Source organism: Sedimentitalea nanhaiensis DSM 24252 (assembly GCF_000473225.1).
In the GTDB taxonomy this organism is placed as follows: domain Bacteria; phylum Pseudomonadota; class Alphaproteobacteria; order Rhodobacterales; family Rhodobacteraceae; genus Sedimentitalea; species Sedimentitalea nanhaiensis.
In genome coordinates this window covers 769,782-794,155 of record NZ_KI421509.1, presented here as the reverse complement: position 1 = coordinate 794,155, position 24,374 = coordinate 769,782, and the positions used below count along the sequence as shown (strand labels likewise).

The following is a 24,374-nucleotide window of genomic DNA, read 5'->3' as shown; positions in this document are numbered from 1 at the left end:
ACGCAAACAGCTCGAAATCGGCCAATAGCTGGCGGTGGCGCCTATCTGGCGGTCGCCGTGACGACAAAATGTGTGATCGCAAAGAAGAACTGTCCAGACCGGGCCAGATCCTGCTGTTCCTGAAACCAGGCGCGGGCCTCGGACTCGGGTATGCCGCCGCTGGATATGGCATAATTGCGTATCAGAATCATCATCATCCGCGCCAGGCCATCCGGACGCAGGGTGATGTCGCACAGAGATTCCGGGTGAAGATGGTCCACCGCGAATCCGCAGGTGCGCAATTCGCTCGGAAGCAGCGCAGGAAGCCGCCGTTCCGCCAGATGAGCGTCCCAGACATCGATCATGCGCGTCATGCGATCCATATCGGAGCTGTGCCAGGCCAGCGTGTCCCAATGTATGTCGCCGATCACCAGCCGCCCGCCGGGACGGAGAACCCGGTGCAGTTCATGCAAACACGGGGTGCGATCGTCGAAATACTCCATGACCTGCAGCACGATGGCCTTGTCGAACTGATCGGATTTCAGGGGAAGATCCGCGGCAGCTCCCTGAAGCAAGGTCACGTTGTCTCGCCCTTCACACCGCGTGCGCGCCACTGCCATCATGTCGGGGCTGGGATCAACGCCAGTGACATGCCCCCGCGAGCCGACCGCGCGGGCCAGCTCCAAAGTCATCAAGCCGTTGCCGCAGCCAAGGTCAAGAATCCGCTCGCCCCCGCACGGGGACAGGGCGTCGAAACTGGCCCGGCGCCGTCGCGAAACATCTGCACCCTGATATCCCTCTTCCAGGATTTGGGCGGTTGCAGCATCGAACTTTAGCATGGTGCACCTCAGCAGTCAGTGTATCACAACAGCGAAGAAATATGAATTTCCGTGTGATATACCGACCGTATCAGCCCATCTCGATGGTCGTTTCCCACCTGACCAGGGCATGGTGTGCGGCTTCATTTCGTCTCTCGCGCCCTGGACCGGTCCGTCCTATAAGGCCGCAAACCAAACAGGAGTGCCGTTGATGTCCGCCGATATGACCCCCGCCGACAAGGCCAAGTACGTTTCCGCCCGCCGCGCAGCTGATCTTGTCGAGAATGGCATGCGGGTTGGATTGGGAACCGGCAGCACGGCGGCGTTCCTGGTGCGTCGGTTGGGCGAGATGGTGCGTGACGAGGGGTTGAAGATTCGTGGCGTTCCGACCTCGACCCGCACTGCCGATCTGGCCCGAGCCGAAGGGATAGAGGTGATCACTTTGGAACAGGCGGGATGGCTGGATCTGACCATCGACGGGGCGGATGAATTCGACAACGACCTGAACCTGATCAAGGGCGGCGGCGGAGCGCTGTTACAGGAAAAGATTGTGGCCATGGCGTCGGATCGCATGATCGTGATCGCCGATGCCGGCAAGCATGTCGAGACCCTGGGCGCATTTCCGCTGCCGGTCGAGATCATCCCTTTTGGCTGGCAGGCGACGCGCAAGCTGATCGAGGAACTGCTGATCTCGATGGACGTGCAGGGTCATGATACAGCGTTGCGAATGGCCAGTGAGTCACCTTTTGTCACCGACGAGGGCAATTACATCCTGGATCTGGACCTCAAACGCATCGGCGACGCGCAACAATTGGCCCAGGCCCTGAACCAGATCCCCGGGGTGGTCGAAAACGGGTTGTTTATCGATATCTGTGATACGGTTGTGATCGGCTATGATGACGGTCGGCTGGAACTGCGCGATCTTACCAAAGGCACAATTGTACGCGAACAGCTGGATTTGCCGGATCGCGACAACCTGTTCACCGACATCGCCAAGTGATCCCGATGTGTCCATCGGCGGTGTGACGGACGCAATGGCCGTCAGCGGCACTGCCCGGGAGCCCCGTCTTCAGATCGCCAAGCAACGGCATTGTGAACAACAGGGCACCGTCATGAAATGAAAGCCGGCCCGCGCTTGCATCTCGTCATAGCAAGTCAGTGAAAGCGCCAGCGCTCCGCCCGCGAGGGCAGTTTTGAGTTCGCGAATACAGGGCGCACCGAAAACGATCATGGGGCGCATATGGACGAGGTCGCTCTGGCAGAGCCGTTCCGGCGTTCATCCGGGCAGAAAGATGCAAGGGGTGGCGAGACGCATCGGTTCGACGACGCGAAAGAGGGCCGGGGGGTCGAACAACCGGTGCTGGACTTTGCGCTGACCGGCGACGCCAATTTCTGACGGCCAGGCGTCTGCAAATATTGGGCGGCTTTTTCTGGGCCGACCTCTGGTTTTCCACCAAGTTGCATGACATATCCCCTTGCAAGCGAGCAAGGAGACACCGATGAGCGATTTCGACTACGATCTGTTCGTCATCGGCGGCGGTTCGGGCGGCGTACGTGCCGCACGGGTGGCTGCGGCAGAGACCGGGGCCAAAGTGGCGCTGGCCGAGGAGGACCGCTATGGCGGGACCTGTGTGATCCGGGGGTGTGTCCCCAAGAAGCTCATGGTTTTTGCCTCGGGCTATGGCGCGCTCGCGGACGAAGCCCGCGCTTATGGCTGGGATATGCAGGACGGCGCGTTTGACTGGGCCGCCTTTCACACCCGGCTGAACGCCGAACTGGACCGGCTGGAAGGTGTCTATCGCAGATTGCTGGCCAATGCCGGCGTCGAAACCTTTGATGCCCGGGCCAGGTTGAAAGACGCCCATACGGTCGCCTTGTCCACCGGTCAGGAGGTCACCGCAAAGCATATTCTGATTGCAACCGGCGGCCGTCCGGTGCGGCCGGACCTGCCCAATGCCGGTCTGGGCATCGTGTCCGATGACATCTTTCATCTGGAAACCTTGCCGAAATCCATCCTGATTGTCGGCGGCGGATATATCGCCTGCGAATTCGCCTGCATTCTGAACGGGCTGGGCGTCGAAGTGACACAATATTATCGCGGCGCGCAGATCCTGCGTGGCTTTGACGACGAGGCCCGCGGTCTGGTGGCCGAGATGATGCATGAAAAGGGCGTCAACCTGCACCTGGGGACCAACATCGTAGAGATGGCCAGCGCCACCGAAGATCATGTGCTCAGCCATGCCGGGACCGGGTCGGATGCGGCTATGGGCGGGGCGGCTATTAAGGGCTCGGGGGACAGTGCGCGCAAGGGCCCGATCTGGGTCAAATCCACCAATGGCACGGAAAAAGTCTTTGACGTGGTAATGTTCGCCACCGGTCGGGACCCCAACACCCAGGGTATGGGGCTGCACGAGGCGGGGATCGAATTGGGACGTCGGGGCGAGATCGTCGTGGATGGCTATAGCCAGACGGCGGTTCCCTCGGTTTACGCTATCGGGGATGTTACCAACCGGGTGAACCTGACGCCGGTGGCGATCCGCGAGGGAATGGCTTTTGTCGAAACCGTGTTCAAAGGCAATCCGACACCGGTGGATCACGATTTGATCGCCAGTGCGATCTTTACCCAACCCGAGATGGGCACCGTCGGGTTGAGCGAGGAAGACGCGCGTGAGCAGGAAGCCATAGAGGTCTATTGCACCAGTTTCCGGCCGATGCAGTCCGCCTTTGCCGATCGGCCAGATCGGGTGTTGATGAAGCTGGTGGTGAGCAAATCCAGTCGCAAGGTCCTGGGGTGCCACATCGTGGCCCCCAATGCGGGTGAACTGATCCAATTGGCGGGCATCGCCGTCAAGATGGGCGCGACTAAGGAAGATTTCGACCGGACTGTGGCGGTGCATCCGACCATGGCCGAGGAACTGGTGACCATGCGCAGGGCCATGCGCAGCGGGTGATCGTTTGTGGGTTGAAAATTTCGGACGCGCATACAGGTAATTAGACAAATATCCAGATGGCGCCGCAGGGCGCAAGATGAGAAGGGAATAACGCGAATGGCGGGCAACAGCGGTGGCCCCTGGGGGGGCGGAGGCTCATCCGGCGGTGGAAACGACGGTGGCAGGAATGGCGATGGGCGAAACGACGGCGGGCGCAAGCCCGGCGGCGATGGCCCGCAAATTCCCGAAATCGACGAGCTGGTCAAAAAGGGCCAGGAACAGCTGCGTGTGCTGATGGGCGGTCGCGGTGGCGGCGGAGGCCAGGGAAGTGGCGGTCGCGGCGGCGGCAATGGCCCGAAATTCACCAAGGGGACCATCGGTCTGGGCGTGATTGCGGCGGCGGTCCTTTGGGGCCTCGCCAGCTTTTACACAGTGAAACCCGAAGAACAGTCGGTTGAATTGTTCCTGGGCGAGTTCTCCGCTATCGGCGGACCCGGTTTGAACTTTGCGCCCTGGCCGTTTGTCACCGCCGAGGTCATTCCGGTCACGCGCGAACAGACCGAAGACATGGGCGGCGCGCGCGGCAACAATGACGGGCTGATGCTGACCGGCGACGAGAACGTGGTCGATATTGACTATCAGGTGGTCTGGAACATCAACGATCCGGCCAAGTACCTGTTCAACCTCGCCGATCCGCGCCAGACCATTCAGGCGGTGTCTGAATCGGCCATGCGCGAGATCATCGCGCAATCCGAGCTGGCGCCGATCCTGAACCGGGATCGTGGCGTCATCGCCGACCAGTTGCACGATCTGATTCAGGTGACGCTGGACAGCTACAGCAGCGGCGTCAACATCATCCGGGTCAACTTTGACAAGGCCGATCCGCCAAAGTCGGTGATCGACGCCTTCCGCGACGTTCAGGCCGCGGCACAGGAACGCGACCGGTTGCAGAACGTGGCGGATGCCTATGCCAATCGCGTCCTTGCCGAGGCCCGCGGTGAAGCGGCGCAACAGCTGGAACAGGCCGAAGGTTACCGCGCCCAGCAGGTAAACGAAGCCCAGGGTGAAGCCAGCCGTTTTTCGGCGGTTCTGGAAGAGTATGTCAAGGCACCCGAAGTGACGCGTAAACGTCTGTATCTGGAAACCATGGAACAGGTACTGGGCGGTCTGAACAAGATCATTCTGGATGAAAGCGGCGGCGGTTCTGGCGTTGTGCCTTACCTGCCGTTGAACGAACTGCGACGTAACACCGAGGAGGCCAACTGATGCGTAAAACGACCTTCATTCTGCCGATTCTCGTCGTCGCGATTGCCGGCCTGCTGTCTGCGGTATTCATCGTCGATGAACGGGAAAAGGCGCTGGTGCTGCAATTTGGCCGTGTTGTCGCGGTCAAGGAGGATCCCGGCCTGGCGTTCAAGATTCCTCTGATCCAGGAAGTCGTGCGCTATGACGACCGCATCCTGTCCCGCGATATCTCGCCGCTGGAAGTGACACCGCTGGATGATCGCCGCCTGGTGGTCGACGCCTTTGCGCGCTATCGCATCGCCGATGTGAAACAGTTCCGCCAGGCGGTTGGTGTCGGCGGTATCGCCATCGCCGAAAACCGTCTGGATTCGATCCTGCGGGCCGAAACCCGCGAGGTTCTGGGTTCGGTCAGTTCCAAGGATATCCTCAGCTCGGACCGGGCCGCACTGATGCTGCGGATTCGCAACAGCGCGATCACCGAGGCCCGCGGATTGGGGCTGGACATCATCGACGTTCGTCTGAAAGCCACCGATCTGCCCGAGCAGAACCTTGAGGCAACGTTCGACCGGATGCGGGCCGAGCGGGAACGCGAAGCCACCGACGAACGGGCGCGTGGTAACGAGGCGGCGCAGCGGGTTCGTGCCCAGGCCGACCGTACCGTGGTCGAACTGGTATCCGAAGCGCAGCGCGAGGCCGAGATCATCCGAGGCGAAGCCGATGCCCTGCGCAACAACATCTTTGCCGAGGCTTTTGGAAAGGACGAGGAATTCTTTGAATTCTACCGTTCTCTGACAGCCTATCAACGGGCGCTCAAGGGCAGCAATTCGTCCATGGTGATGAACCCGAATTCCGAGTTCTTCAACTATATGCGCTCGCCCACCGGCGATTCGCCAAAACCGCCAAGGTAAGGTTCGGGCGTGGGCGTGATCTTTCTGGCTTTCGGGCTGGTCTTGATTGTCGAGGGGCTGGCATGGTTGCTGGCCCCTTCGCTTGTCGAGCAGTTGCTGGAGATGCTGCGGATGCTTCCCGAGGCTGCGCGGCGCCAGATCGGAGGGCTGGCGGTTGTGAGCGGGCTGATCCTGCTGTGGATCGCCGATTGGCTGGGCGCGTTGTGAGCCCGGTTCGGGCACAGGCTGGAGATCTGCGCTTTCACATCCGCTTGAAAGATCTCAACACCCTTTGCGGTGGATCGCAAAGACACTACATTGACGGCAGTATCCTGCGCCACCGTTGTTCCAATGCGGTCAGGCTCGGACGTCCAGGTTTTACAAAGGAGATGGCACAGTGCAGCCACAGGCAATAGCAATCAAGGCACCCGGCCCACAAATTGATCAAGGCCGGATGCGCCTATTCTGGGTTGGCGCATTGACGATTATGTTCGTGCTGGCGCAGACGCTGATCGCCCAGGCCAAACCCGAAAGCCTGGCACCGCTGGCAGAGAAGATCAGCCCATCGGTTGTGAACATCACCACCTCGACCACGATCGAGGGGCGCACCGGCCCGCAGGGCATCGTGCCCGATGGCTCGCCGTTCGAGGATTTCTTTCGCGAGTTCCAGGACCGCAACAACAATGGCGACGGCCCGCGTCCCCGCCGATCTTCGGCATTGGGTTCGGGTTTCGTCATTTCCGAGGATGGCTATGTGGTGACCAACAACCACGTCATCGAGGGTGCCGACGAAATCCTGATCGAGTTCTTTGCGGGGGGCGAACTGCCTGCCAAGGTGGTGGGCACGGATCCCAACACCGACATTGCGCTGCTCAAAGTTGAATCCGACAAGCCGCTGCCGTTCGTGACCTTTGGCGACAGCGACCTCGCCCGCGTTGGCGATTGGGTGATTGCGATGGGCAACCCACTGGGGCAGGGGTTTTCAGTGTCGGCCGGGATCGTCTCGGCACGCAATCGCGCTCTGTCAGGCACCTATGACGACTATATCCAGACCGATGCGGCCATCAACCGGGGCAACTCGGGCGGTCCGCTCTTCAACATGGATGGCGAGGTTGTCGGCGTAAACACCGCGATCCTGTCACCCAACGGCGGGTCCATCGGCATCGGGTTCTCGATGGCGTCCAATGTGGTGACACGTGTGGTCGACCAGTTGAAGGAATTCGGAGAAACCCGCCGCGGTTGGCTGGGCGTTCGGATACAGGACGTGACCGATGAGATTGCCGAAGCAATGGGGCTGGAATCGACCGCAGGCGCGCTGATTACCGATGTGCCGGAAGGTCCTGCCATGGAGGCGGGGCTGCTGTCGGGGGACGTTATCGTCAGCTTTGATGGCGTCGAGGTCGCGGATACGCGTGCTTTGGTACGTCAGGTCGGCAACACGACCGTCGGCAAGGCCGTGCGTGTGGTCATCAATCGCGAGGGCAATCGCAAGACCGTTCTGGTCACACTGGGTCGGCGTGAAGAAGCCGAAGGTGCCGTTCCCGCCGCGATGGAGAAATCCGATCCCGAGATGCAGGAAAAGACGGTTCTGGGCATGACGCTGAGCCTGTTGAATGATCAACTGAGGAGCGAGATGGGCCTGTCCGAAACCCAGACCGGTCTGGTCGTGTTGTCTGTGGACGAAACCAGTGAGGCCTTTGAAAAGGGGTTGCGGGCCGGCGATCTGATCACCGAAGCCGGCCAGCAGAAGGTGACTGCACTGGACCAGTTGGATGATCGTATTGCCGAAGCCAGGGACGCGGGACGCAAGTCGCTGCTGTTGTTGGTGCGGCGGGGAGGCGATCCTCGGTTTGTCGCACTCGGCCTGGACGACTAGGACGAATTGCGTTGAACCGGATTTCTGTATTCGGTGGGCATGATGAGGCAGCGTATGCTGTAGAAAACGCGCTTGGCATGCTCGGCGAATACAATTGAACTGAACTGCACAGAACGCAATGCGCAGTCGTTCGCGGTTATATCACTATGAAATCGAAAAGAGCCATGTGCGATGCACATGGCTCTTTTTTCCTTGGGCCAGACAGGGAGGAGACACAAAACACAGTGGCCCTAGGGAAACACAACAGGGAACCCGAAGTCCGAGTAAACTTAGTTCAGCAATGCCCCCCGGCGAGTGTAATGATTAAAATGACACCACCGGGGGAAGGGGAGTGACCTCAAATACTGGAAGCAACTGACCAATAGGGGAAAGACCGGTGCTGTTGGTACGTATCAGAGGCGGTGGTCGGAACTGTTAATATAACCAGGGGGCTTTGCTGAACTTATGCATCCACATTGCCATCGATTCGTGATTCTGTATGTGAAGTAGAACACACACGATCATCTTTCAGGCTGTAGACCGGGATGTCGACGAGTCAGATCTGATCCGGCTCCGCCAGCAGCGACAGCGCGTTCCAGTCCAGAATAACCAGCCCTCCCCGGGTGCTTTGGATTACGCCGTCGCGTTTCCAACTGGACAGGATTTTGGACACGGCTTCGCGGGTAGCACCGACGAATTCGGCCAATTCGGCCTGTGAAAGCTCGAGTTTGCAAGGCGGTTGCGCACCGTCCGGTGCAAGATGTTGAACCTTGCGGGCCAGCCGTGTTGGGAGCGGCAAAAACACTTGCTCGTTCAACTGGCGCCCCATCCAGCGCATCCTTTGACCGGCCAGATGGATCATGTCGACCGCCAGGTCGGGACGTTGGCGAATCTGTGCCAGAACATCCGGGTGCCGCACCCGCCACAACAAGGTTGCCTCAGTTGCAGTGGCGGTGGCGGTGCGGCCGCCAGGCTCGAACAGGGTGATTTCTCCGAACAGCGCGCCGGGACGCATCACATCCAGCGTCAGCTTGCGCCCATCGAGCGCCAGTACGCTGAATTCGACCGCCCCGGTGATGATTGCGTAAAGCGCGTCGCCTTCGTCCCCCTGTTCAAACAGCACTTCGCCTGGGGCAAGCGAGATTTCTGTCGCAAGATTGGCCAGCATCTTCTTGAGGTCCGCCGAAGCATTGGACAAAAAGCCGCTCTCCGGCATCCGGTGCGCCGTCATCAGTGTCTCTCCCATTTTTCCCGTCACACGACAAGTTAGCAAATTTCCAGGAGGCCGCAAAAGAATCATTTCGACGGTTCGGGAGAAACGGCGCAGACAGGCATATTTAGCGCGTTTTTCTCGGCTGAGGCCTGAGATTTGACAGCGCTGTGCACGACCGCCAAGGGGGGTGCCCTGTGCGCCACAAACATTGCACTTTCTGTTGTGTAAGCAACTATATCGGAGTGACGCCTTTTAATCCGAAAGCGACCTTCGGTCCGCGGCCTATCCGGGACCGCCCGGGGTTCTGGATGCACTGCCGGATTATCTGCGGCTGCGTTTGGAGCGGTGCCACCGGGCGTGAATGACGGATTTCCTGACGTGGCGTTCCGGCGGAAAGTGGGTGGCGCAGTCCCTCGCATCCCGTACCGGTTCAGGTATTTGAGCACGGTCACATCCGTGATCCGCAACCGACGCGCGATATCGGCCATCCGCATAAGCGTGCCCGGCGGGGCAACAGGTGATCGGAGCGGGCAAGCTCGGCGGTCTTGTCCTTGCGAACCAGCGCCGCCACACGGGACCGGATTTTCGGGTGCCTTGGATGTACATTTCAGCACCGCCGAAACCCAGCAGAAATAGCACCGCCCCTTTCGTTGTTGCTTGTTTCGTCGAACCGGTCGCGCGGACCTTCATCGCTTTGTGCACCGTGATCACCTTGGGCGCACTCTCATGGCGCAGAAACCGCAGGCTGGAAATTTTCCAGCCCCGTTCCAGCCATTGGTTGAGCTTCTCCCCGCCCACGTTGCCCCGCGTGTCGTCCTGCCACATGGCGCGGAACGGCTCGATCTGACCGATAGTCGCGATGCCGGGCCGGGCACCATGACTGCGCCCTTTCGGCGTGATCGGGGCAAAGCCCGGGCTCAAGACCATAAAGACGATTGAGATTGAGTGTTTTCGCGTGTTTCACACCTCCCAGCTATGAGAGGAAGTCACATCATCAAAGCCTCTGTGGGGGGGCGGGTGAAGGCATCTGCGCCGGAACAAAGTTGGAACATTTTTGAGATTTTTTCGCTCCGCCTAACGCCAATGCAAAAGGGGCTGGCGCGGCCTGCATCGCTTGGCTACAGAGAGGACCGAGACAGGCAAGGAGCCGGAAAGCATGGCAAAGATCACCTATATCGAGCATGGCGGAACCCAACATGTCGTTGAGGTCGCCAACGGGCTGACCGTGATGGAAGGCGCGCGGGACAACAATATTCCGGGCATCGAGGCCGATTGTGGCGGGGCCTGCGCCTGTTCAACCTGCCATGTCTATGTCGATCCGGCCTGGATCGAGAAACTCCCGCCCAAGGACGACATGGAAGAGGACATGCTGGACTTTGCCTATGAACCGGACCCCGCGCGGTCTCGCCTGACCTGCCAGATAAAGGTGACCGATGCGATGGACGGGCTGGTCGTGCAGATGCCTGAAAAGCAGATCTGACAGCCGACCGGCGCGGTCTTGGGCTTTAACCGAGGTAGGACTTGACCGGCGTCAGCGGCGCCGGTGCTTCCATTCCTAGGTGCGGTGCAAGGCTGATTTCGACAGTGCGGCACATGGCGTCCAACGGCAGGCTGTTCATGGTTTGCATGAACGGCGACTCAAGTTCCTCTGTCACTTCGGCCAATCCAAAAAACATATAGGCGACCACCCCGGCCAGCAGGGGCGTCAGCCATCCGGTCGTTTCCACAAACCCCAGTGGCATCAGCAGGCAATACAGCACCGAGGTGCGGTAGATCAGCAGTGAATAGACAAATGGCAATGGCGTCGTGGCGATGCGTTCGCACCCGGCTTGGGCCAGCGCGACCGAGGCCATCCGTTCCGCCAACATCCGCGCCCCGTACCCGTCCAACAGATTTTTCTCGCGTGCGTCTGCCAAGACCGCAGCCATTCGGTCCAACGCCGCGCAGGGTGGGTGCGTGGCCGCGATCAGGTCGGCGTCCGCCCAGTTTCGGGCCGCCGCATCTGCGGGCACACCGCGCAGGTTCAGCCGGTGCAGGTGCAAAAATGCCATGTGCAGCCGCAAGACCCGCTCGCGAGCCGCAGGTTCGGTCAGGAATATCTCGGTCTCACGCGCCAGGGCCCGGCTGTCGGTGATCAGTTGCCCCCACAGCTTGCGCCCTTCCCACCAGCGATCATAGGCGGCGTTGTTCCTGAACCCGAGAAACAGAGACAATGCGATCCCGAATACCGCAAAGGCCGAGGTGCCGGTGTGGGTCAGGCGAATCACATGTTGGTCGATCCAGACCACCAGACATGTCCAAAGGACCATCACCGCGACCCATGGCGCGATGTGCGGCAGAACCGAACCGCGCAATGAGAACAAGAGTTCGAACGAACTTTTGCGGCGGCGGCCAACAATCATTCTACAGGGCCCGCCAGCCGATATCGCGTCGGCAGAACCCTTCCGGCCAATTGATTTCATCAATCAGGGCATAGGCCCGCGACTGCGCTTCGTGCAATGTCGCACCGCGCGCGGTAAGGTTCAGAACCCGACCGCCGGTTGCCACGAACTGTCCACTTTGCCGTGCCGTGCCTGCATGAAAGCACATTTCCGAACTGGTTTCGGGCAGGCTGTCCAGCCCGCCGATCACGCTGCCTTTCTCATAGGCCCCCGGATAGCCCCGCGCCGCCATGACCACCGTCATGGCATGATCATCGGCCCAGTTCACCTGCATCTCGTCCAGCCGCCCCTCGGCGGCTGCATGCATCAGGTCCATCGCCTGTGCGCCCAGGCGCATCATCAGCACCTGGCATTCGGGGTCGCCAAAGCGCACGTTGTATTCCACCAGACGCGGTTCGCCGTCCTGGATCATCAACCCGACGTACAGCACGCCCTGATAGGGCGTTCCACGGCGCACCATTTCCCGCATTGTCGGTCGCACGATCCGATCCAGCGCTTTCTGCGCGATGGCATCGGTCAGGACCGGCGCAGGCGAATAGGCCCCCATGCCGCCGGTGTTGGGGCCTGTGTCGCCTTCACCGACACGTTTATGGTCTTGTGCCGTGCCAATCGGCAGGACGGTTTCGCCGTCGCACATCACAAAGAACGAGGCTTCCTCGCCCTCCATGAACTCTTCGATCACCACCTCGGCACCGGCCCCTCCGAACGTGCCGCCAAACATGTCGTCAATGGCGGCCAGCGCCTGATCCGTGGTTTCGGCCACGATAACGCCTTTGCCTGCGGCCAGCCCGTCGGCCTTGACCACGATGGGCGCACCCTGGGCGCGGATATGCGCCCTGGCTGTATCCGCATCGGTGAAATGCCCGTAGGCCGCCGTGGGCGCGCCTGCGGCATCGCAGATTTCCTTGGTAAAGCTCTTTGACGCTTCCAGCCGGGCGGCCGCTGCCGAAGGGCCGAACACCAGAATTCCGGCCTCGCGCAATCGATCCGCCACTCCGGCAGCCAGTGGGGCCTCGGGGCCGATAATTGCGAAATCGATCGCATTCTCTTCGGCAAAGGCGACAACCGCGCCACCGTCCAGGATATTCAGCGCCGCGCAGGGGGCGATCTGGGCAATGCCGGCATTGCCTGGTGCAACGATCAGCTTGTCGCATTTCGGGTTCTGCAACACCGCCCAGGCCAGACTGTGTTCGCGTCCGCCGCCGCCGAGAATAAGGATGTTCATATGCGCTCCTGCCGTTGTTGCCGCTTACTAGGCCCTGTCGGAGCCGTGGACAAGGCGGTGTCGCGTGTCAGCGGTTGAACTGGGCGCGCGAACATGTCTATCTCGGTGCATGTCCGATCTGATCGATGACCCCTTGCCGGGGCAAAACCTGCCCGAGTTTTCCGTGTCCGAACTTTCGGGTGCGGTCAAACGTACGCTCGAGGATGAATTCGGCCGTATTCGCGTCCGCGGCGAAGTGGGTCGTGTGTTTAAGGCGCGGTCCGGGCATCTGTATTACGACATCAAGGACGATCGCTCGGTTCTGGCCTGCACCACCTGGAAGGGGCAGATCGCCGGGTTGTCGGTGGTGCCCGAAGAAGGGTTGGAGGTTGTGCTCACCGGGCGCATGACCGCCTTCGGCGGCCAATCCAAGTATAACATGAACGTCGACGAGGTTGCGGTCGCGGGGCAGGGTGCGCTCATGGCGCTGCTTGAAAAGCGCAAGAAACAGCTGGCCGCCGAAGGCCTTTTCGATCCGGCGCGCAAGCAACCCTTGCCCTATCTGCCAGACATCGTTGGCGTCATCACCTCGCCCAGTGGCGCAGTCATCCGTGATATCCTGCACCGGTTGCGCGACCGGTTTCCACGCAAGGTTCTGATCTGGCCCGTCGCGGTGCAGGGGGTGAATTGCGCGCCCGAAGTGGCCCGTGCAATCGAGGGGTTCAACCGGTTTACCCGAGGGGGCGCGCTGCCCCGGCCGGATCTTCTGATTGTGGCGCGCGGCGGCGGGTCGGTCGAGGATCTCTGGGGGTTCAACGAGGAAATCGTTGCCCGGGCCACAGCTGCCTCGCAAATTCCGCTTATTTCAGCGGTGGGACATGAAACCGACACCACGCTGATCGATTTTGTCTCCGATCAGCGCGCGCCGACGCCGACCGCCGCTGCCGAACTGGCGGTGCCGGTGCGGCTGGATCTGATGGCGCATGTAGACGGGCAAGCGGCGCGGATTTCGCGTGCGATCAGCAATGCGGTGGTCCAGCGTCGCCAGCGGCTGGCAGACCTGTCGCGTGCCCTGCCACGCCTGCAGACCCTGCTGGACAATCCGCGTCAGCGGCTGGATCAGGTGGCGGAGCAACTGCCCGCGGCCCTGACCCGTGGGGTGCAGGTGCGCAGGGTGGCGCTGGCCCAACGGTCTGGCAGCTTGCGTCCGGCGGCCCTGCGCCAGTTGGTGCGCAACGAGCGTCAGAATCTGTTCCGCACGGAACAGCGTCTGGCACTGGCATTGACACGTGTCTTGCGCCATCGGCGCGAGTCTTTGGATAGCCGGGCGGCCCGGTTGCGGACAGACCGGCTGGATATGCAACTTGCCCGCAAACAGACCGAACTGGCCGTCCTGTCGCGCCGCCTGTCGATAGCAGGAATCGCGCGGGTGAAAGATCTGCAAGGGCAGATCAATGCGGCGGGCCGCCTGCTGTCGTCGCTGGGATACGAGGCGACGCTGGAACGGGGGTACGCGGTGGTGCGCGATCAAGGTGACGTGGTCACGACCAAGGCTCGGGCGGAGGCCGCCAAGGCGCTGGATGTCCAGTTTGCCGATGGGACGCTGACACTGGCCAATAGCCCGGTTCGCAAACCCGCGAAACCGGCAAAGAAACCCGAACAGGGTAGTCTTTTCTGACATCCATCCACGGTTCGGTCGGTGCCGTCACACCCCGACGTCGGGTCCGTAACACAGCATAGCGTCGCCGATATCCTGCGCATCATAGATTTCGGTGGCTTCCGGGGTGTTTTCGAACCGCGCGATCAGACCGCCGCCGTCCTGCGAAAAGGTCCAGCATTGCGGATCCAGTCGATCTTCGTAGACGAAGCAGATATGACCGGCATCCTCGTACCAGACACCCTCCTTGCATTTGCCATCCAGAAACGACCAGATCACCCGCCGCCCGTCCAGATAACGTTCAACCCCATAGGCTTCGCCCTCGAACCCATAATACAGCGTCTTGCCGCGCGTGTAGCTGTCGAACTCGTCCGCAGACATGGTGCCTTGTGCCAGCGCAGGTGCTGCCAGCAGGCAGAGGGGAATCAGGTGTTGCAGCAACATCATTGTCACAATGGCAGATTGCGCGCGTCCGTTCTACGCCCAGGTGCCTGACTCGAGGGGGTATTCTCGATCTGCGCCTGCCACTTTAGAACATGCGGGTCCATCCGGCGGCGCCACAGGCCGGGAAAAAGGGCCAGTGTCGCCATCATCGGCATCGAATAGGGCCAGACCGGCATCGTCGTTGCATTCAGCCGCAGCGCGGGAAACTGTCGTGCCGGGTGTTGGTGGTGATCAGAATGTCGAGGGGCGTTCAGCATCATCGCCGAGGAATACCAGTGCGGGGCGTTCCACGAATGCTGTGGCCCTACCGGTTGCAGCCGCCCGTTGGCTAGCCGCGTGCGTCGCAAACCATAGTGCTGGATATAATCGGCCAGCAACAGCTGCATCTGGGCATAGCTCGCCAGCCCGAACAGCACCAGGCACCCCGTCCAGCCCGCCAGCGCAAAGGCCATCGCCAGTGTCAGCACCGCACCGCCACAATAGATCACATATGGATGCGACAAGGCAGCCGGACGTTGTGTCAGCCGAGCCCGTGCCTGGGTTTCCGCACGCAATCCCGCGCGAAATGATCCGATCCAGGCGCGCGGCCAGAACCGGTAGAACCCTTCGCCCCGTCGGGCCGAATTCGGATCGCCATCGCTGGCCACCAGAACGTGGTGAATACGCGGATGGGCCGAGGCATGATGGCCAAACAGCAACGAGATATAGACCGCCATGCCCAGACGCCGGGCCCACCGATCCGGTGCATGGATCAACACGTGGGCGTTGGAGTTCCCCACCTGGCCCAGGTACAGCCCCAAGGCCAGCGCGATCGCCAGCCGTTGAGCGAGCGCCAGCCCAGGCGCGTCTGCCACGGCCCAAACCCCCAGCGCCAGCAGGGGAAGGTGCAACAGGCCCAATACCAGGTTCAGCCGCAATGCCTGTCGTTGGCTGCTATCATCTTCGCGCACCGGCAGCGCGATATGCGTCCAGCGATCCATTGCTGTGACGAACACGGTGACATAGGCCAATGCCAGCCAGGGCAAAACCCCACCCCACAGGCAGGCGGCAGCCAAAATGGCAACCGGACTCAGGCTGGTAAGCGCAAACCAGATCATCGCGACATCGATACCTTGTCTCAGGGCGCGGCGTTGGACCCGCGAATTGCCGGCCACCATTGCGCCCAACTCGTCGCCTGTCAAATTCAGGCGCCCAGACCAAAGGGGCTTGGCCCTGGCGGCCGAGCCGCCCCCTGTGGTCGGGCTCGGCGAAACTGTGCCGCTGGATTGGCACCTGCAGGCGGGTAACGGGCGCGCGTCTGACCCTTCCAAACCGGCGCGATCCGCATTAGGTGAGAGAAAGATCGGCTCGGAGACCAGCATGGCATTTTTCAAGAAACTCAAGGACAAGCTGTTCAAATCCTCTTCGAAACTCGAAGAAGGGCTGGACGCGATTGTCGAGGATGGCGGCATAGCCGAGGTTGTCGCGGACCACCCCGACCCGGTTCGATCCAGTTCCACTCCTCAGGAAATTCCGCCACAGCCTGAGCCGTCCGCGCACCCCATTCCCGTGCCGGAGCCAATTCCCAATCCCGCCACGGTGCCGCCGTCCAAGCCGGACCGCGCACCTCTCGCGCCAGACCCGGCTTCATCTGTGCCTCCGCTCGAAGTGTCACCACCCGAACAGACTGGCCGCTCCGAGGGGCTGCTGGGGCGATTGTTGGGCAGGGGCGAAGGCCGCACCGTGGTGCGCCGGACGCTGGATGACGACATGCTGGAGCAGCTCGAAGAGTTGCTGATCAGTGCCGACATGGGTGTGGATACCGCCCTGCGGGTTACCGCCAATATGGCCGAGGGGCGGATTGGCAAGAAGCTGTCCACTGTCGAAATCAAATCCCTGCTGTCCAGCGAAATCGCCCGCATCATGGAGCCGGTCGCGCGTCCTATGCCGATCTATTCCAAGCGCCCGCAAGTGGTTCTGGTGGTCGGTGTGAACGGCTCGGGCAAGACCACCACCATCGGCAAGCTGGCCAGCCAGTTCAAGGCCGCCGGGAAATCGGTGGTCATAGCCGCCGGGGACACCTTTCGCGCCGCTGCGGTGGAACAGTTGCAGGTCTGGGGCGACCGTGCCGGAGTGCCGGTGCTGACCGCTCCCGAAGGCTCGGACCCGGCGAGCCTGGCGTTTGACGCCATGACCAAGGCGCAGGAAGACGGTGCCGATCTGCTGATGATCGACACCGCGGGACGGCTGCAGAACCGTGCCGACCTGATGGAGGAACTGGCGAAAATTGTACGTGTCATCCGCAAAAAGGACGAAACCGCGCCGCACAATACTCTTCTGGTGCTGGATGCCACCACCGGGCAGAACGCGCTGAGCCAGGTCGAGACCTTTCGCAAGATCTCGGATGTGTCCGGTCTGGTGATGACCAAGCTTGACGGCACCGCAAAAGGGGGCGTTCTGGTGGCGCTGGCAGACAAGTTCGGTTTGCCTATCCACGCTATCGGCGTGGGAGAGCAGATCGACGATTTGGCACCGTTCGACCCCGATGACTTTGCTGCCGCTCTGACCGGGCAGGAAACCCGCTAGATGCGCCACCCCTTTTTCCGGTTGAAGAAATCCTGCGGGGGTTCGGGTGTGAAACACCGTCGGCGGGGACCGCTGTGAGCGAGTGGCTGATTTCCCTGGAAGGCACCGAAGCCGGACACCGTCTGGCACTGTGGCTGGCGTTGTCCGCAGCATTCCTGCACGCGGTTTTCGGCGCGCTGCAAAAGGGGCGCCACGATCCGTGGCTGTCGCGGGGGGCGATAGATGCGTCCTATGGGCTGATGGCGGCGCCCTTTGCGCTGTTTGTGGTGCCTTGGCCCGAGCCGTATATGTGGCCCATCTTTGCCGGCGCTTTTGTCATCCACACAGTCTACAAGCTGTTGCAGGCGCAGGCCTATACCAAGGGTGCCTATACCGTCGTCTATCCGGTTGTACGCGGAACCGGGCCACTGTTCGCGGTGATCGGTGCCTATCTGATCTTTGGTGAGACGTTTACTCTGACCCAATGGCTGGGTGTGGGGGTCCTCCTCGCCGGGATTTTCGGTTTGGCGGTCTATAACATGATTTTCCTGCAGGCCGCGCGCGACACCTTGCACGTTGCACTGGCTCTGGCGGTGATCACTGGATTGTTCGTGGCGTTGTACACCACCTATGATGCATATGGCATCCGAGCTACGGCGGATCCTTTCACCTTTTTGGCGTGGTTTTTCATGATCGACGGGGCGGCGATGCCAGTCATTGCCGTGTTGCGCTGGCGCAAGATGACCTTGCGACCCGACCTGTCCCCGTTGATGCTGCGCGGTTGGATCGGCGGATTGGTTGCCTTTGCCAGCTTTGGGTCGGTGATGCTGGCGACGCGACTGGACAAGGTCGGCGAGGCGGCAGTCTTGCGCGAGACGTCCACGGTCTTTGCCGCATTGATCGGCTGGCTGGCCTTGAAAGAGACGGTCGGACCGCGCCGGATTGCACTTATGGCCTTGATCGCGGCGGGCGCGGTGATAGTTGAGATGGGCGCATAGGAGACGACATGGCCGAACCGAAAGAAATCAATATGGTGCTGAAACAGGTGCTTGAACTGGGCCCGACGGTGGCCTTTTTCCTGCTGTACCTGAAAATTCAGGACAAAACCTATAGTTTCGGTGGCACCGATTATTCCGGTTTCATCGTTGCGGCGGTGGTCTTTGTTCCGATCCTGCTGGTCTCCATGGCAATTCTCTGGCGGCTGACCGGACACCTGTCGCGGATGCAGATATTTACTGCCTTCATGGTGATCTTTTTTGGCGGCTTGACCGCCTGGTTCAACGACGAACGGTTCTTCAAGATGAAGACCAGCATTGTCTACGGTTGCTTTTCAGCCCTGTTGGGCATCGGTCTGGCACAGGGAAAATCCTATCTTGCCTGGGTGATGGGCGACTTGATCCCGATGGAAAACCAAGGCTGGATGATTCTGACCCGGCGCCTGTTTGTGTTTTTCATCGTGCTGGCGATTGGGAATGAACTGGTATGGCGCAACATGTCTGAAGCGGCTTGGGTTAAGATCGAAACCTTTGCCTTTCCCGCCGTGTTGTTCGGGTTCCTGTGGTGGCAGATCGTGGCCTTGCAGAAATTCATGATCGATCCCGAAGACAAGGCCGATCCGGACGTACGCGCCTGACGGCATGTCCGAGCCGGGGGTCACGACACCTTTGGCGCGAATGGCTGGGATCGGGCGACCAGGGGGCGGGCAAGCAGACGCGACCAGCGCGGGGCGGATTGCGCGGGCAGGCCGGCCCGCAGGCGGTGCAGCGAATAGGTATCGGGATGGCGTACCAGCTTGCAATAGAATTGCAGAACGCCGGGGCGCAAATACGAAGACCAGTGACAGATTCGCCGCGTGGGCGGCGAGATCGGAACGCCCATGTGCATCAGGTGCTCGAGAGTGGCCGGGCAGTCAAGTTGCAGGGTTACAGCGTTTTGCATCTCGAGACCCTGACCCAACGTGCGATCCGCACGCTCAGGCGATGCAATCAAACGTTCAAAGAGAAAATCGAATACATCGTTTTCGCGGCTGGTGATATTGACGAACGAGACTTTGCGCCCTGCCTGCGTGTCCAACGCTTCGGCAATTTGCGAGCGGTAGCTTGCGCCCGTCATGGACACAATCCGATCCACCGCACCGGCCGGAAGGCGGTGCAACGCTTCGGCTGCTACCTGTATTCCCATGGAATGGGCTGCGATATGAACCGGACGTTCGGGCAAGTGTCTGTGCAGCGTGTCAATCAAACCTGCCAGCGCGTGCCCGGCAGCCAGTGCGCTGCGTTGCGCGCGCCAGAGCGTGCCACGCGCAGACCAGCCAAAGGCGATTCCCAGGCCTTCGTCTGGTGTATTTCCGTCGAACCCAAAGCCCCGAGGCCAACTGGGTGCCACCCAGGGCTGCGTTTGTGGGGCAAGGCTGAGAATGTGACGATGCGGACAATGAACCCGATCTCCGGGTTGATAACTGTATCCATGTATCATGATGATGACCGGGCCTGGATTCGAGCCAAGGCGGCGCAGGAGGCGGGAATGGATTGAGCCGAGCCATGGAGGCGGCATGTTTCGCTCTCGGCGTTTACTCTGATGATTGGCATGGATTGGCCTCACACAAGATGCTGTAGTGCCCTGCTGACCCAACACTATGAACCTGGTATGAAGGTCGGGTAATGCCTGCGTGACGGTGTGTTTACCAATGCTTGAGCTACTCCCCCCCGAAATTCGGACACTGACATAAGCTGCGATTTGCAGTCTGCTGATCCTCGAAACGAAGGAGGTCAGAAATGTCGAAACGGAAGCAACATCACCCGGAGCTCAAGGCCAGGGCCGCGTTGGAAGCGCTGAAGGGCGAACAGACGTCAGCGAGTTGGCGGGCCGGTTTGGGGTGCATCCCACGATAATCCATCAGTGGAAGCGGGTTCGGACCGATAAGCTGGAACACTCAATGAGCCGCCGCGGAAACTACCGCAATAGCGCCGTTGCCGAGATCTTCTTCAATCTGCTCAAGACCGAGCGGATCGGACGACGAACCAATCGGACACGCAACGAAGCAAGGCGGGATGTGTTCGACTACATCGAGATGTCCTAAACCCCGAAGCGCAAGCACGTGCGGAACGGAATGCTGTTGTCCGGTTGCAGGCTCAGCGCGGAGAGCGCAGGCCGATATATCGGCCCCTCCGCGCACAAGAAGAACGCGAATCGCATTCTCGGAATGCTTTACCGTCACGCCCGAAGCCTTTGCGATCAAATGCCTGAGCGGCGCATGGCTTGTGCGCGTTCGTCGTGATAACGCAAAATCCGGACTGCCCGCGATCAATTTCCACGGTGGTGTAATGGTGACGTCCAGAACTGGCTGTCGGTCGCGGCAAAGCTTGCACCCGGCTTCAGGATCGGCCAAGCGTTGCGCCAATCATGAAAAGCGGTGTGCAGGGGGCGATGTGATCAGGAAAACGTATATGATGGCGTCTCGGTGCCGGGTCAGTTCACTCGAGCCCCGGTGCCAGGCATGACTCCGGCGGCGCGGGTTCAGGCGGCAATCGAGGTGCTGGATCAGGTCCGGTCCGGCAAATCAGCGGAACAGGCCCTGACGGGGTGGGGCAGGCGCAGCCGCTATGCCGGCTCAAAGGACCGTGCAGCCGTGCGTGACCACGTCTTTGACGCGCTGCGCTGTCGGCGGACGTATGCAGCGCTGGGTGGTGGCGAAACCGGGCGTGGCCTGATGTTGGGCGCGCTGCGTGCGTCAGGCGAGGATCCTGATGCACTGTTTGGGTCCACTCCGCATGCGCCATCGCCGCTGTCAGAGCAGGAACGCGGTGCGGGCCACAAGCCGCTGGAGGGACCGGAAGAGTTGGATATGCCGGACTGGTTGTGGCCATCCATCATCGACAGTCTTGGAGACCAGGCCACCGCCTATGCGCGATCCTTGAAAACGCGCGCGCCGGTCCATCTGCGGGTGAACCTGCGCAAGGTAACACGTGAAGCGGTTCAGGCCGAATTGGCCCGCGATAGTATCCTGACTCAGCCGCATCCGGCAGCAGATACCGCGCTGCAGATTATCGAAGGTGCGCGGCGGTTGCGTCAAAGTCGGGCCTATCTTGATGGACGTGTCGAGCTACAGGACGCGGCCAGCCAAGCGGTCGTTCAGGCGCTTCCGTTGAGGGACGGTATGCGTGTTCTGGACTATTGTGCAGGCGGAGGGGGCAAGGCGCTGGCCATGGCAGCGCGGGCGAGCGTCACTCTGTTCACGCATGATGCGGCGTCCCAACGTATGCGAGATCTTCCGGTGCGGGCCGAGCGGGCAGGGGTGCGTTTTCAGGCGTTGCAGACCGCCGATCTGGAGCGAAACGGCCCCTTTGATCTGGTTCTATGCGACGTCCCCTGTTCCGGCAGCGGCGCCTGGCGGCGCTCTCCAGAGGGCAAATGGTTGCTGAGCCCGTCCCGGTTGAGAGAGCTGTCCGCGGTTCAGAGTGAAATTCTGGCCCATGCCGCAGAATTGGTAACGGAAGAGGGCGTTTTGGCATATGCCACATGTTCGGTTCTATCTCAGGAAAACAGCGCGCAAATTGGTGAATTCTTGGTGCAAAACCGGCAATGGCGCGCGGTGTTTTCCCGCGCCTGGATGGTGCCGGACGGCAGCGATGGCTTTTTCTCGGCACACTTGACGCGAATTTAAAACGATGCCTAAACAACCTTAGGGAGAAAATTCGACTGTTAAGCAGGACTTAACCCCTGTGGCGCGAGAGTGGCGGCAGCGAATCCAGCCTTGGGAGCCGTGAAGTGATCAGCCGAGCCATGTCAATCAAGCCATATCTGCGCATACCCGAATCCTTCGGGGTACGATTTGCAGCGGCTATGGTCCTGGCTGCAGCGCTGTGCGTTGCGGGGTGGCTGTTTGCACCACATGGTCTGGCGGCTCAGGGCACCGTTGCGGTCGGGGCGACAATCGCACTTGTCGCGATTTTCATGGCAACGCACAGCCGGATCGGATTGGGCGCACGGCGTACAGCAATCGATGTATTGACGGGCTTCATTGAAAAAGACGCCTCACCCAGCTTTGTGACCAACGAAGAAGGAGACATTCTGGCCAGCAACGCCGCCGCTGGCATCCGGTTTTCCGACAGCAAAAGTGAAACGCTGGCCGGAACGTTGCGGATGCTCTTTGCTAACCCGTCCGCCATACTCTATCGCCTGCAATGCCGTGCCCGGCTGGAAGGTGCATCGCGCGAGGACCTGGTCACACGACGGGGGCACGTTCGGTTGGCTGTTCATTTGATCGGCGGGGACGAGTTCCTATGGCGAATCGAGGATATGCCCGAGCGCTCACAGTCCGGTCGCAGCGCGGAAACCTTGCCGGTCCCGATGATAACAACAGGCCGCTCCGGCGCGGTTCTGTTCATGAACGATGCCGCGCGCACGATGGTCGGTGAGCGGGTCAAATCGCTGGATCGTCTGTTCGTCGCGTTGCCGGTGCAGCCCGGCATGGTTAATACTCTCAGCACAAAAAACGGCCCGGTCGAGGTTATGGTCGCCGAAAACAACAGTTTTGCCGGACGCCGCGAGCTGTATTTTCTACCATCCGAACAAGGGACGACACCCGAGCAGGATGCGGCGTTCGAAACCCTGCCTGTGCCAATGATCAAGATTGCTGCCGACGGATCTATGCTGATGGCCAACCAACTGGCCTGCGCCCTTTTGGGAGTCGATAACAGTGACGGTGTGACAATGGGGCAGGTCATGGAAGGGCTGGGTCGTCCCATTTCGGACTGGCTGCAGGAAACCCTTTCAGGCAACTCGACAAAAAACTCGGAATTTTTGCGCCTGACCCGCAAGGACAAGGAAGTGTTTGTTCAAGTCACCCTTAGCAGGGTGACCGAGAAAGGCGAGAATCGCCTGATCGCAGTGTTGAATGACGCGACCGAGTTGAAAACCTTGGAAGCACAGTTTGTCCAAAGCCAGAAGATGCAGGCGATCGGGCAGCTGGCCGGGGGGGTTGCGCATGACTTCAACAACCTTTTGACGGCGATATCCGGTCATTGCGATTTGCTGCTGTTGCGTCATGACCAAGGGGATCAGGACTATGGCGATCTGGTACAAATCAACCAGAACGCCAACCGCGCCGCCGCCCTGGTCAGCCAGCTGCTAGCTTTTTCGCGCAAACAGACACTGCGCCCCGAGGTTCTGGATCTGCGTGACACGCTGTCGGATCTGACTCACCTCTTGAACCGGCTGGTTGGTGAAAGAGTGACGCTGACACTCAATCACGACCCTGTTCTCAAATCCATTCGGGCGGACAAACGTCAACTGGAACAGGTATTGATGAATTTGGTGGTCAATGCCCGCGATGCAATGCCGTCGGGTGGGGAAATTCGCATCGATACGGAGGTGACGACTCTGGCCGCGCCACTTACACGCGACCGTGCCTCGGTGCCCGCCGGAGAATACCTGTCCGTCACGGTCAGTGACGAGGGCGTGGGGATCGCGCCGGACAAGCTGCAAAAAGTCTTTGAACCTTTCTATACAACCAAACGCACAGGCGAGGGCACGGGGTTGGGCCTGTCCACCGCCTATGGTATTGTTAAGCAGACTGGCGGTTATATCTTCGTTGACAGCGTTCCGGGCAGCGGCACGGTCTTCACACTGCTTTTCCCCACCCATGAAGGCGACGAGGAAGCAGAACTTGCGGTGCGGACACCGGTCCAAGCCGTGGCCCCGAAACATGGCGAGGGTGTTGTGTTGCTGGTTGAGGACGAAGCCCCCGTGCGGGCCTTTGCATCCAGAGCGCTTCGTTTGCGCGGCTATACCGTGTTGGAAGCTGAATCTGCTGAAGATGCCCTGCGTACCCTGGAAGATCCGGGCCTGAATGTGGACGTTTTTGTTACCGATGTTGTCATGCCGGGAATGGATGGTCCAAGCTGGGTACGTCAGGCTTTGAAAGAACGCCCCGATGTGCGCGTGGTTTTTGTTTCGGGATATGCCGAGGGTGCCTTTGGCGACGCCCAACCCATGGTGCCGAATTCAGTATTCCTACCCAAGCCGTTTTCGCTGAATCAACTCACCGATACGGTGCATCAGCAACTTCATTGACGGACTTGCCTGCCGAGGTGCAATTGAAACATTTGGGTTCAGGGGGGGTGTTGCACAAATCATGGTCTGAGCGCAGCTCTCCT

Annotated in this window: 21 protein-coding genes and 1 pseudogene; 15 read left to right on the top strand and 7 right to left on the bottom strand. The window is 60.5% G+C overall.

Features of this window, described 5'->3' with window-relative positions; translation table 11 throughout:
• Positions 1–41 precede the first annotated feature (41 nt).
• Complete coding sequence (locus NANH_RS0105515) at positions 42–818, bottom strand: methyltransferase domain-containing protein (protein WP_027261125.1); 777 nt, start codon at positions 816–818, stop codon at positions 42–44.
• A gap of 190 nt (positions 819–1,008) precedes the next feature.
• On the opposite strand from NANH_RS0105515, the gene rpiA reads away from it, so the two are divergent.
• The 7 genes from rpiA to NANH_RS0105475 all read left to right on the top strand — a co-directional run bounded on the left by rpiA (position 1,009) and on the right by NANH_RS0105475 (position 7,735).
• On the top strand, positions 1,009–1,797 hold the full coding sequence (rpiA, locus tag NANH_RS0105510) for a ribose-5-phosphate isomerase RpiA (protein ID WP_027261124.1): 789 nt from the start codon (positions 1,009–1,011) through the stop codon (positions 1,795–1,797).
• Between the two features lie 240 nt (positions 1,798–2,037).
• Positions 2,038–2,193, top strand: coding sequence for a hypothetical protein (locus tag NANH_RS28395; RefSeq protein WP_154665562.1), 156 nt, complete (start codon positions 2,038–2,040; stop codon positions 2,191–2,193).
• A gap of 103 nt (positions 2,194–2,296) precedes the next feature.
• Positions 2,297–3,748 carry an FAD-dependent oxidoreductase gene (locus NANH_RS0105495; RefSeq protein WP_027261123.1) on the top strand — a complete coding sequence of 484 codons (1,452 nt, stop codon included), beginning with the start codon at positions 2,297–2,299 and terminating at the stop codon, positions 3,746–3,748.
• A gap of 96 nt (positions 3,749–3,844) precedes the next feature.
• Entirely contained in the window at positions 3,845–4,993 is a 1,149-nt protein-coding gene (gene hflK, locus NANH_RS0105490; RefSeq protein ID WP_027261122.1) for an FtsH protease activity modulator HflK, read from the top strand.
• Entirely contained in the window at positions 4,993–5,880 is an 888-nt protein-coding gene (gene hflC, locus NANH_RS0105485; protein WP_027261121.1) for a protease modulator HflC, read from the top strand. The genes hflK and hflC overlap by 1 nt, the downstream gene beginning before the upstream one ends.
• A 9-nt stretch (positions 5,881–5,889) precedes the next feature.
• Positions 5,890–6,087 (top strand): DUF2065 domain-containing protein, encoded by a 198-nt coding sequence (locus tag NANH_RS0105480; protein ID WP_027261120.1) that lies wholly within the window; start codon positions 5,890–5,892, stop codon positions 6,085–6,087.
• A 226-nt stretch (positions 6,088–6,313) separates the two neighbouring features.
• Positions 6,314–7,735, top strand: coding sequence for a Do family serine endopeptidase (locus tag NANH_RS0105475; protein WP_139236575.1), 1,422 nt, complete (start codon positions 6,314–6,316; stop codon positions 7,733–7,735).
• 535 nt (positions 7,736–8,270) lie between these two features.
• Here the strand turns inward: NANH_RS0105475 and NANH_RS0105470 are convergent.
• A complete protein-coding gene (locus NANH_RS0105470) occupies positions 8,271–8,945 on the bottom strand; it encodes a Crp/Fnr family transcriptional regulator (protein WP_027261118.1) in 675 nt (224 codons plus the stop codon).
• Between the two features lie 1,138 nt (positions 8,946–10,083).
• Between NANH_RS0105470 and NANH_RS0105460 the strand changes: the two genes are divergently transcribed.
• A complete protein-coding gene (locus tag NANH_RS0105460) occupies positions 10,084–10,407 on the top strand; it encodes a 2Fe-2S iron-sulfur cluster-binding protein (protein ID WP_027261117.1) in 324 nt (107 codons plus the stop codon).
• Between the two features lie 25 nt (positions 10,408–10,432).
• Here the strand turns inward: NANH_RS0105460 and NANH_RS0105455 are convergent, their stop codons facing one another.
• Together NANH_RS0105455 and purD are read right to left on the bottom strand one after the other, a co-directional pair.
• A complete protein-coding gene (locus tag NANH_RS0105455) occupies positions 10,433–11,329 on the bottom strand; it encodes a bestrophin family protein (RefSeq protein ID WP_027261116.1) in 897 nt (298 codons plus the stop codon).
• A 1-nt stretch (position 11,330) separates the two neighbouring features.
• The gene (gene purD / locus NANH_RS0105450) at positions 11,331–12,593 is read right to left on the bottom strand and encodes a phosphoribosylamine--glycine ligase (RefSeq protein ID WP_027261115.1); all 1,263 of its coding nucleotides are present in this window, start codon (positions 12,591–12,593) and stop codon (positions 11,331–11,333) included.
• A 109-nt stretch (positions 12,594–12,702) separates the two neighbouring features.
• Between purD and xseA the strand changes: the two genes are divergently transcribed.
• Positions 12,703–14,250, top strand: a complete 1,548-nt coding sequence (xseA, locus tag NANH_RS0105445) for an exodeoxyribonuclease VII large subunit (protein WP_027261114.1) — start codon at positions 12,703–12,705, stop codon at positions 14,248–14,250.
• Between the two features lie 27 nt (positions 14,251–14,277).
• On the opposite strand, the gene NANH_RS0105440 is transcribed toward xseA, so the two are convergent.
• Entirely contained in the window at positions 14,278–14,673 is a 396-nt protein-coding gene (locus NANH_RS0105440) for a hypothetical protein (RefSeq protein ID WP_027261113.1), read from the bottom strand.
• 5 nt (positions 14,674–14,678) lie between these two features.
• Positions 14,679–15,854, bottom strand: a complete 1,176-nt coding sequence (locus tag NANH_RS0105435) for an alkane 1-monooxygenase (protein ID WP_322786782.1) — start codon at positions 15,852–15,854, stop codon at positions 14,679–14,681.
• A gap of 178 nt (positions 15,855–16,032) precedes the next feature.
• On the opposite strand from NANH_RS0105435, the gene ftsY reads away from it, so the two are divergent.
• From ftsY to NANH_RS0105420, 3 genes are all read left to right on the top strand, one after another.
• Positions 16,033–17,238, top strand: a complete 1,206-nt coding sequence (ftsY, locus tag NANH_RS0105430; protein ID WP_027261111.1) for a signal recognition particle-docking protein FtsY — start codon at positions 16,033–16,035, stop codon at positions 17,236–17,238.
• Positions 17,239–17,312: 74 nt separating this feature from the next.
• Entirely contained in the window at positions 17,313–18,215 is a 903-nt protein-coding gene (locus NANH_RS0105425; protein ID WP_027261110.1) for an EamA family transporter, read from the top strand.
• A gap of 8 nt (positions 18,216–18,223) precedes the next feature.
• Positions 18,224–18,850, top strand: a complete 627-nt coding sequence (locus NANH_RS0105420) for an inner membrane-spanning protein YciB (protein ID WP_027261109.1) — start codon at positions 18,224–18,226, stop codon at positions 18,848–18,850.
• A 20-nt stretch (positions 18,851–18,870) separates the two neighbouring features.
• Here NANH_RS0105420 and NANH_RS25565 read toward each other — a convergent pair whose 3' ends face one another.
• Positions 18,871–19,692 (bottom strand): alpha/beta hydrolase, encoded by an 822-nt coding sequence (locus tag NANH_RS25565; RefSeq protein WP_245601405.1) that lies wholly within the window; start codon positions 19,690–19,692, stop codon positions 18,871–18,873.
• Between the two features lie 448 nt (positions 19,693–20,140).
• On the opposite strand from NANH_RS25565, the pseudogene NANH_RS28390 reads away from it, so the two are divergent.
• The 3 genes and pseudogenes from NANH_RS28390 to NANH_RS0105400 all read left to right on the top strand — a co-directional run.
• Positions 20,141–20,293 (top strand): annotated as a pseudogene (locus NANH_RS28390) (IS3 family transposase); the annotation flags it as partial.
• Positions 20,294–20,713: 420 nt separating this feature from the next.
• Positions 20,714–21,880 carry an RsmB/NOP family class I SAM-dependent RNA methyltransferase gene (locus tag NANH_RS0105405; RefSeq protein ID WP_027261108.1) on the top strand — a complete coding sequence of 389 codons (1,167 nt, stop codon included), beginning with the start codon at positions 20,714–20,716 and terminating at the stop codon, positions 21,878–21,880.
• Positions 21,881–21,999: 119 nt separating this feature from the next.
• Entirely contained in the window at positions 22,000–24,291 is a 2,292-nt protein-coding gene (locus NANH_RS0105400) for an ATP-binding protein (RefSeq protein ID WP_051372251.1), read from the top strand.
• The last annotated feature ends 83 nt before the right edge of the window (positions 24,292–24,374 follow it).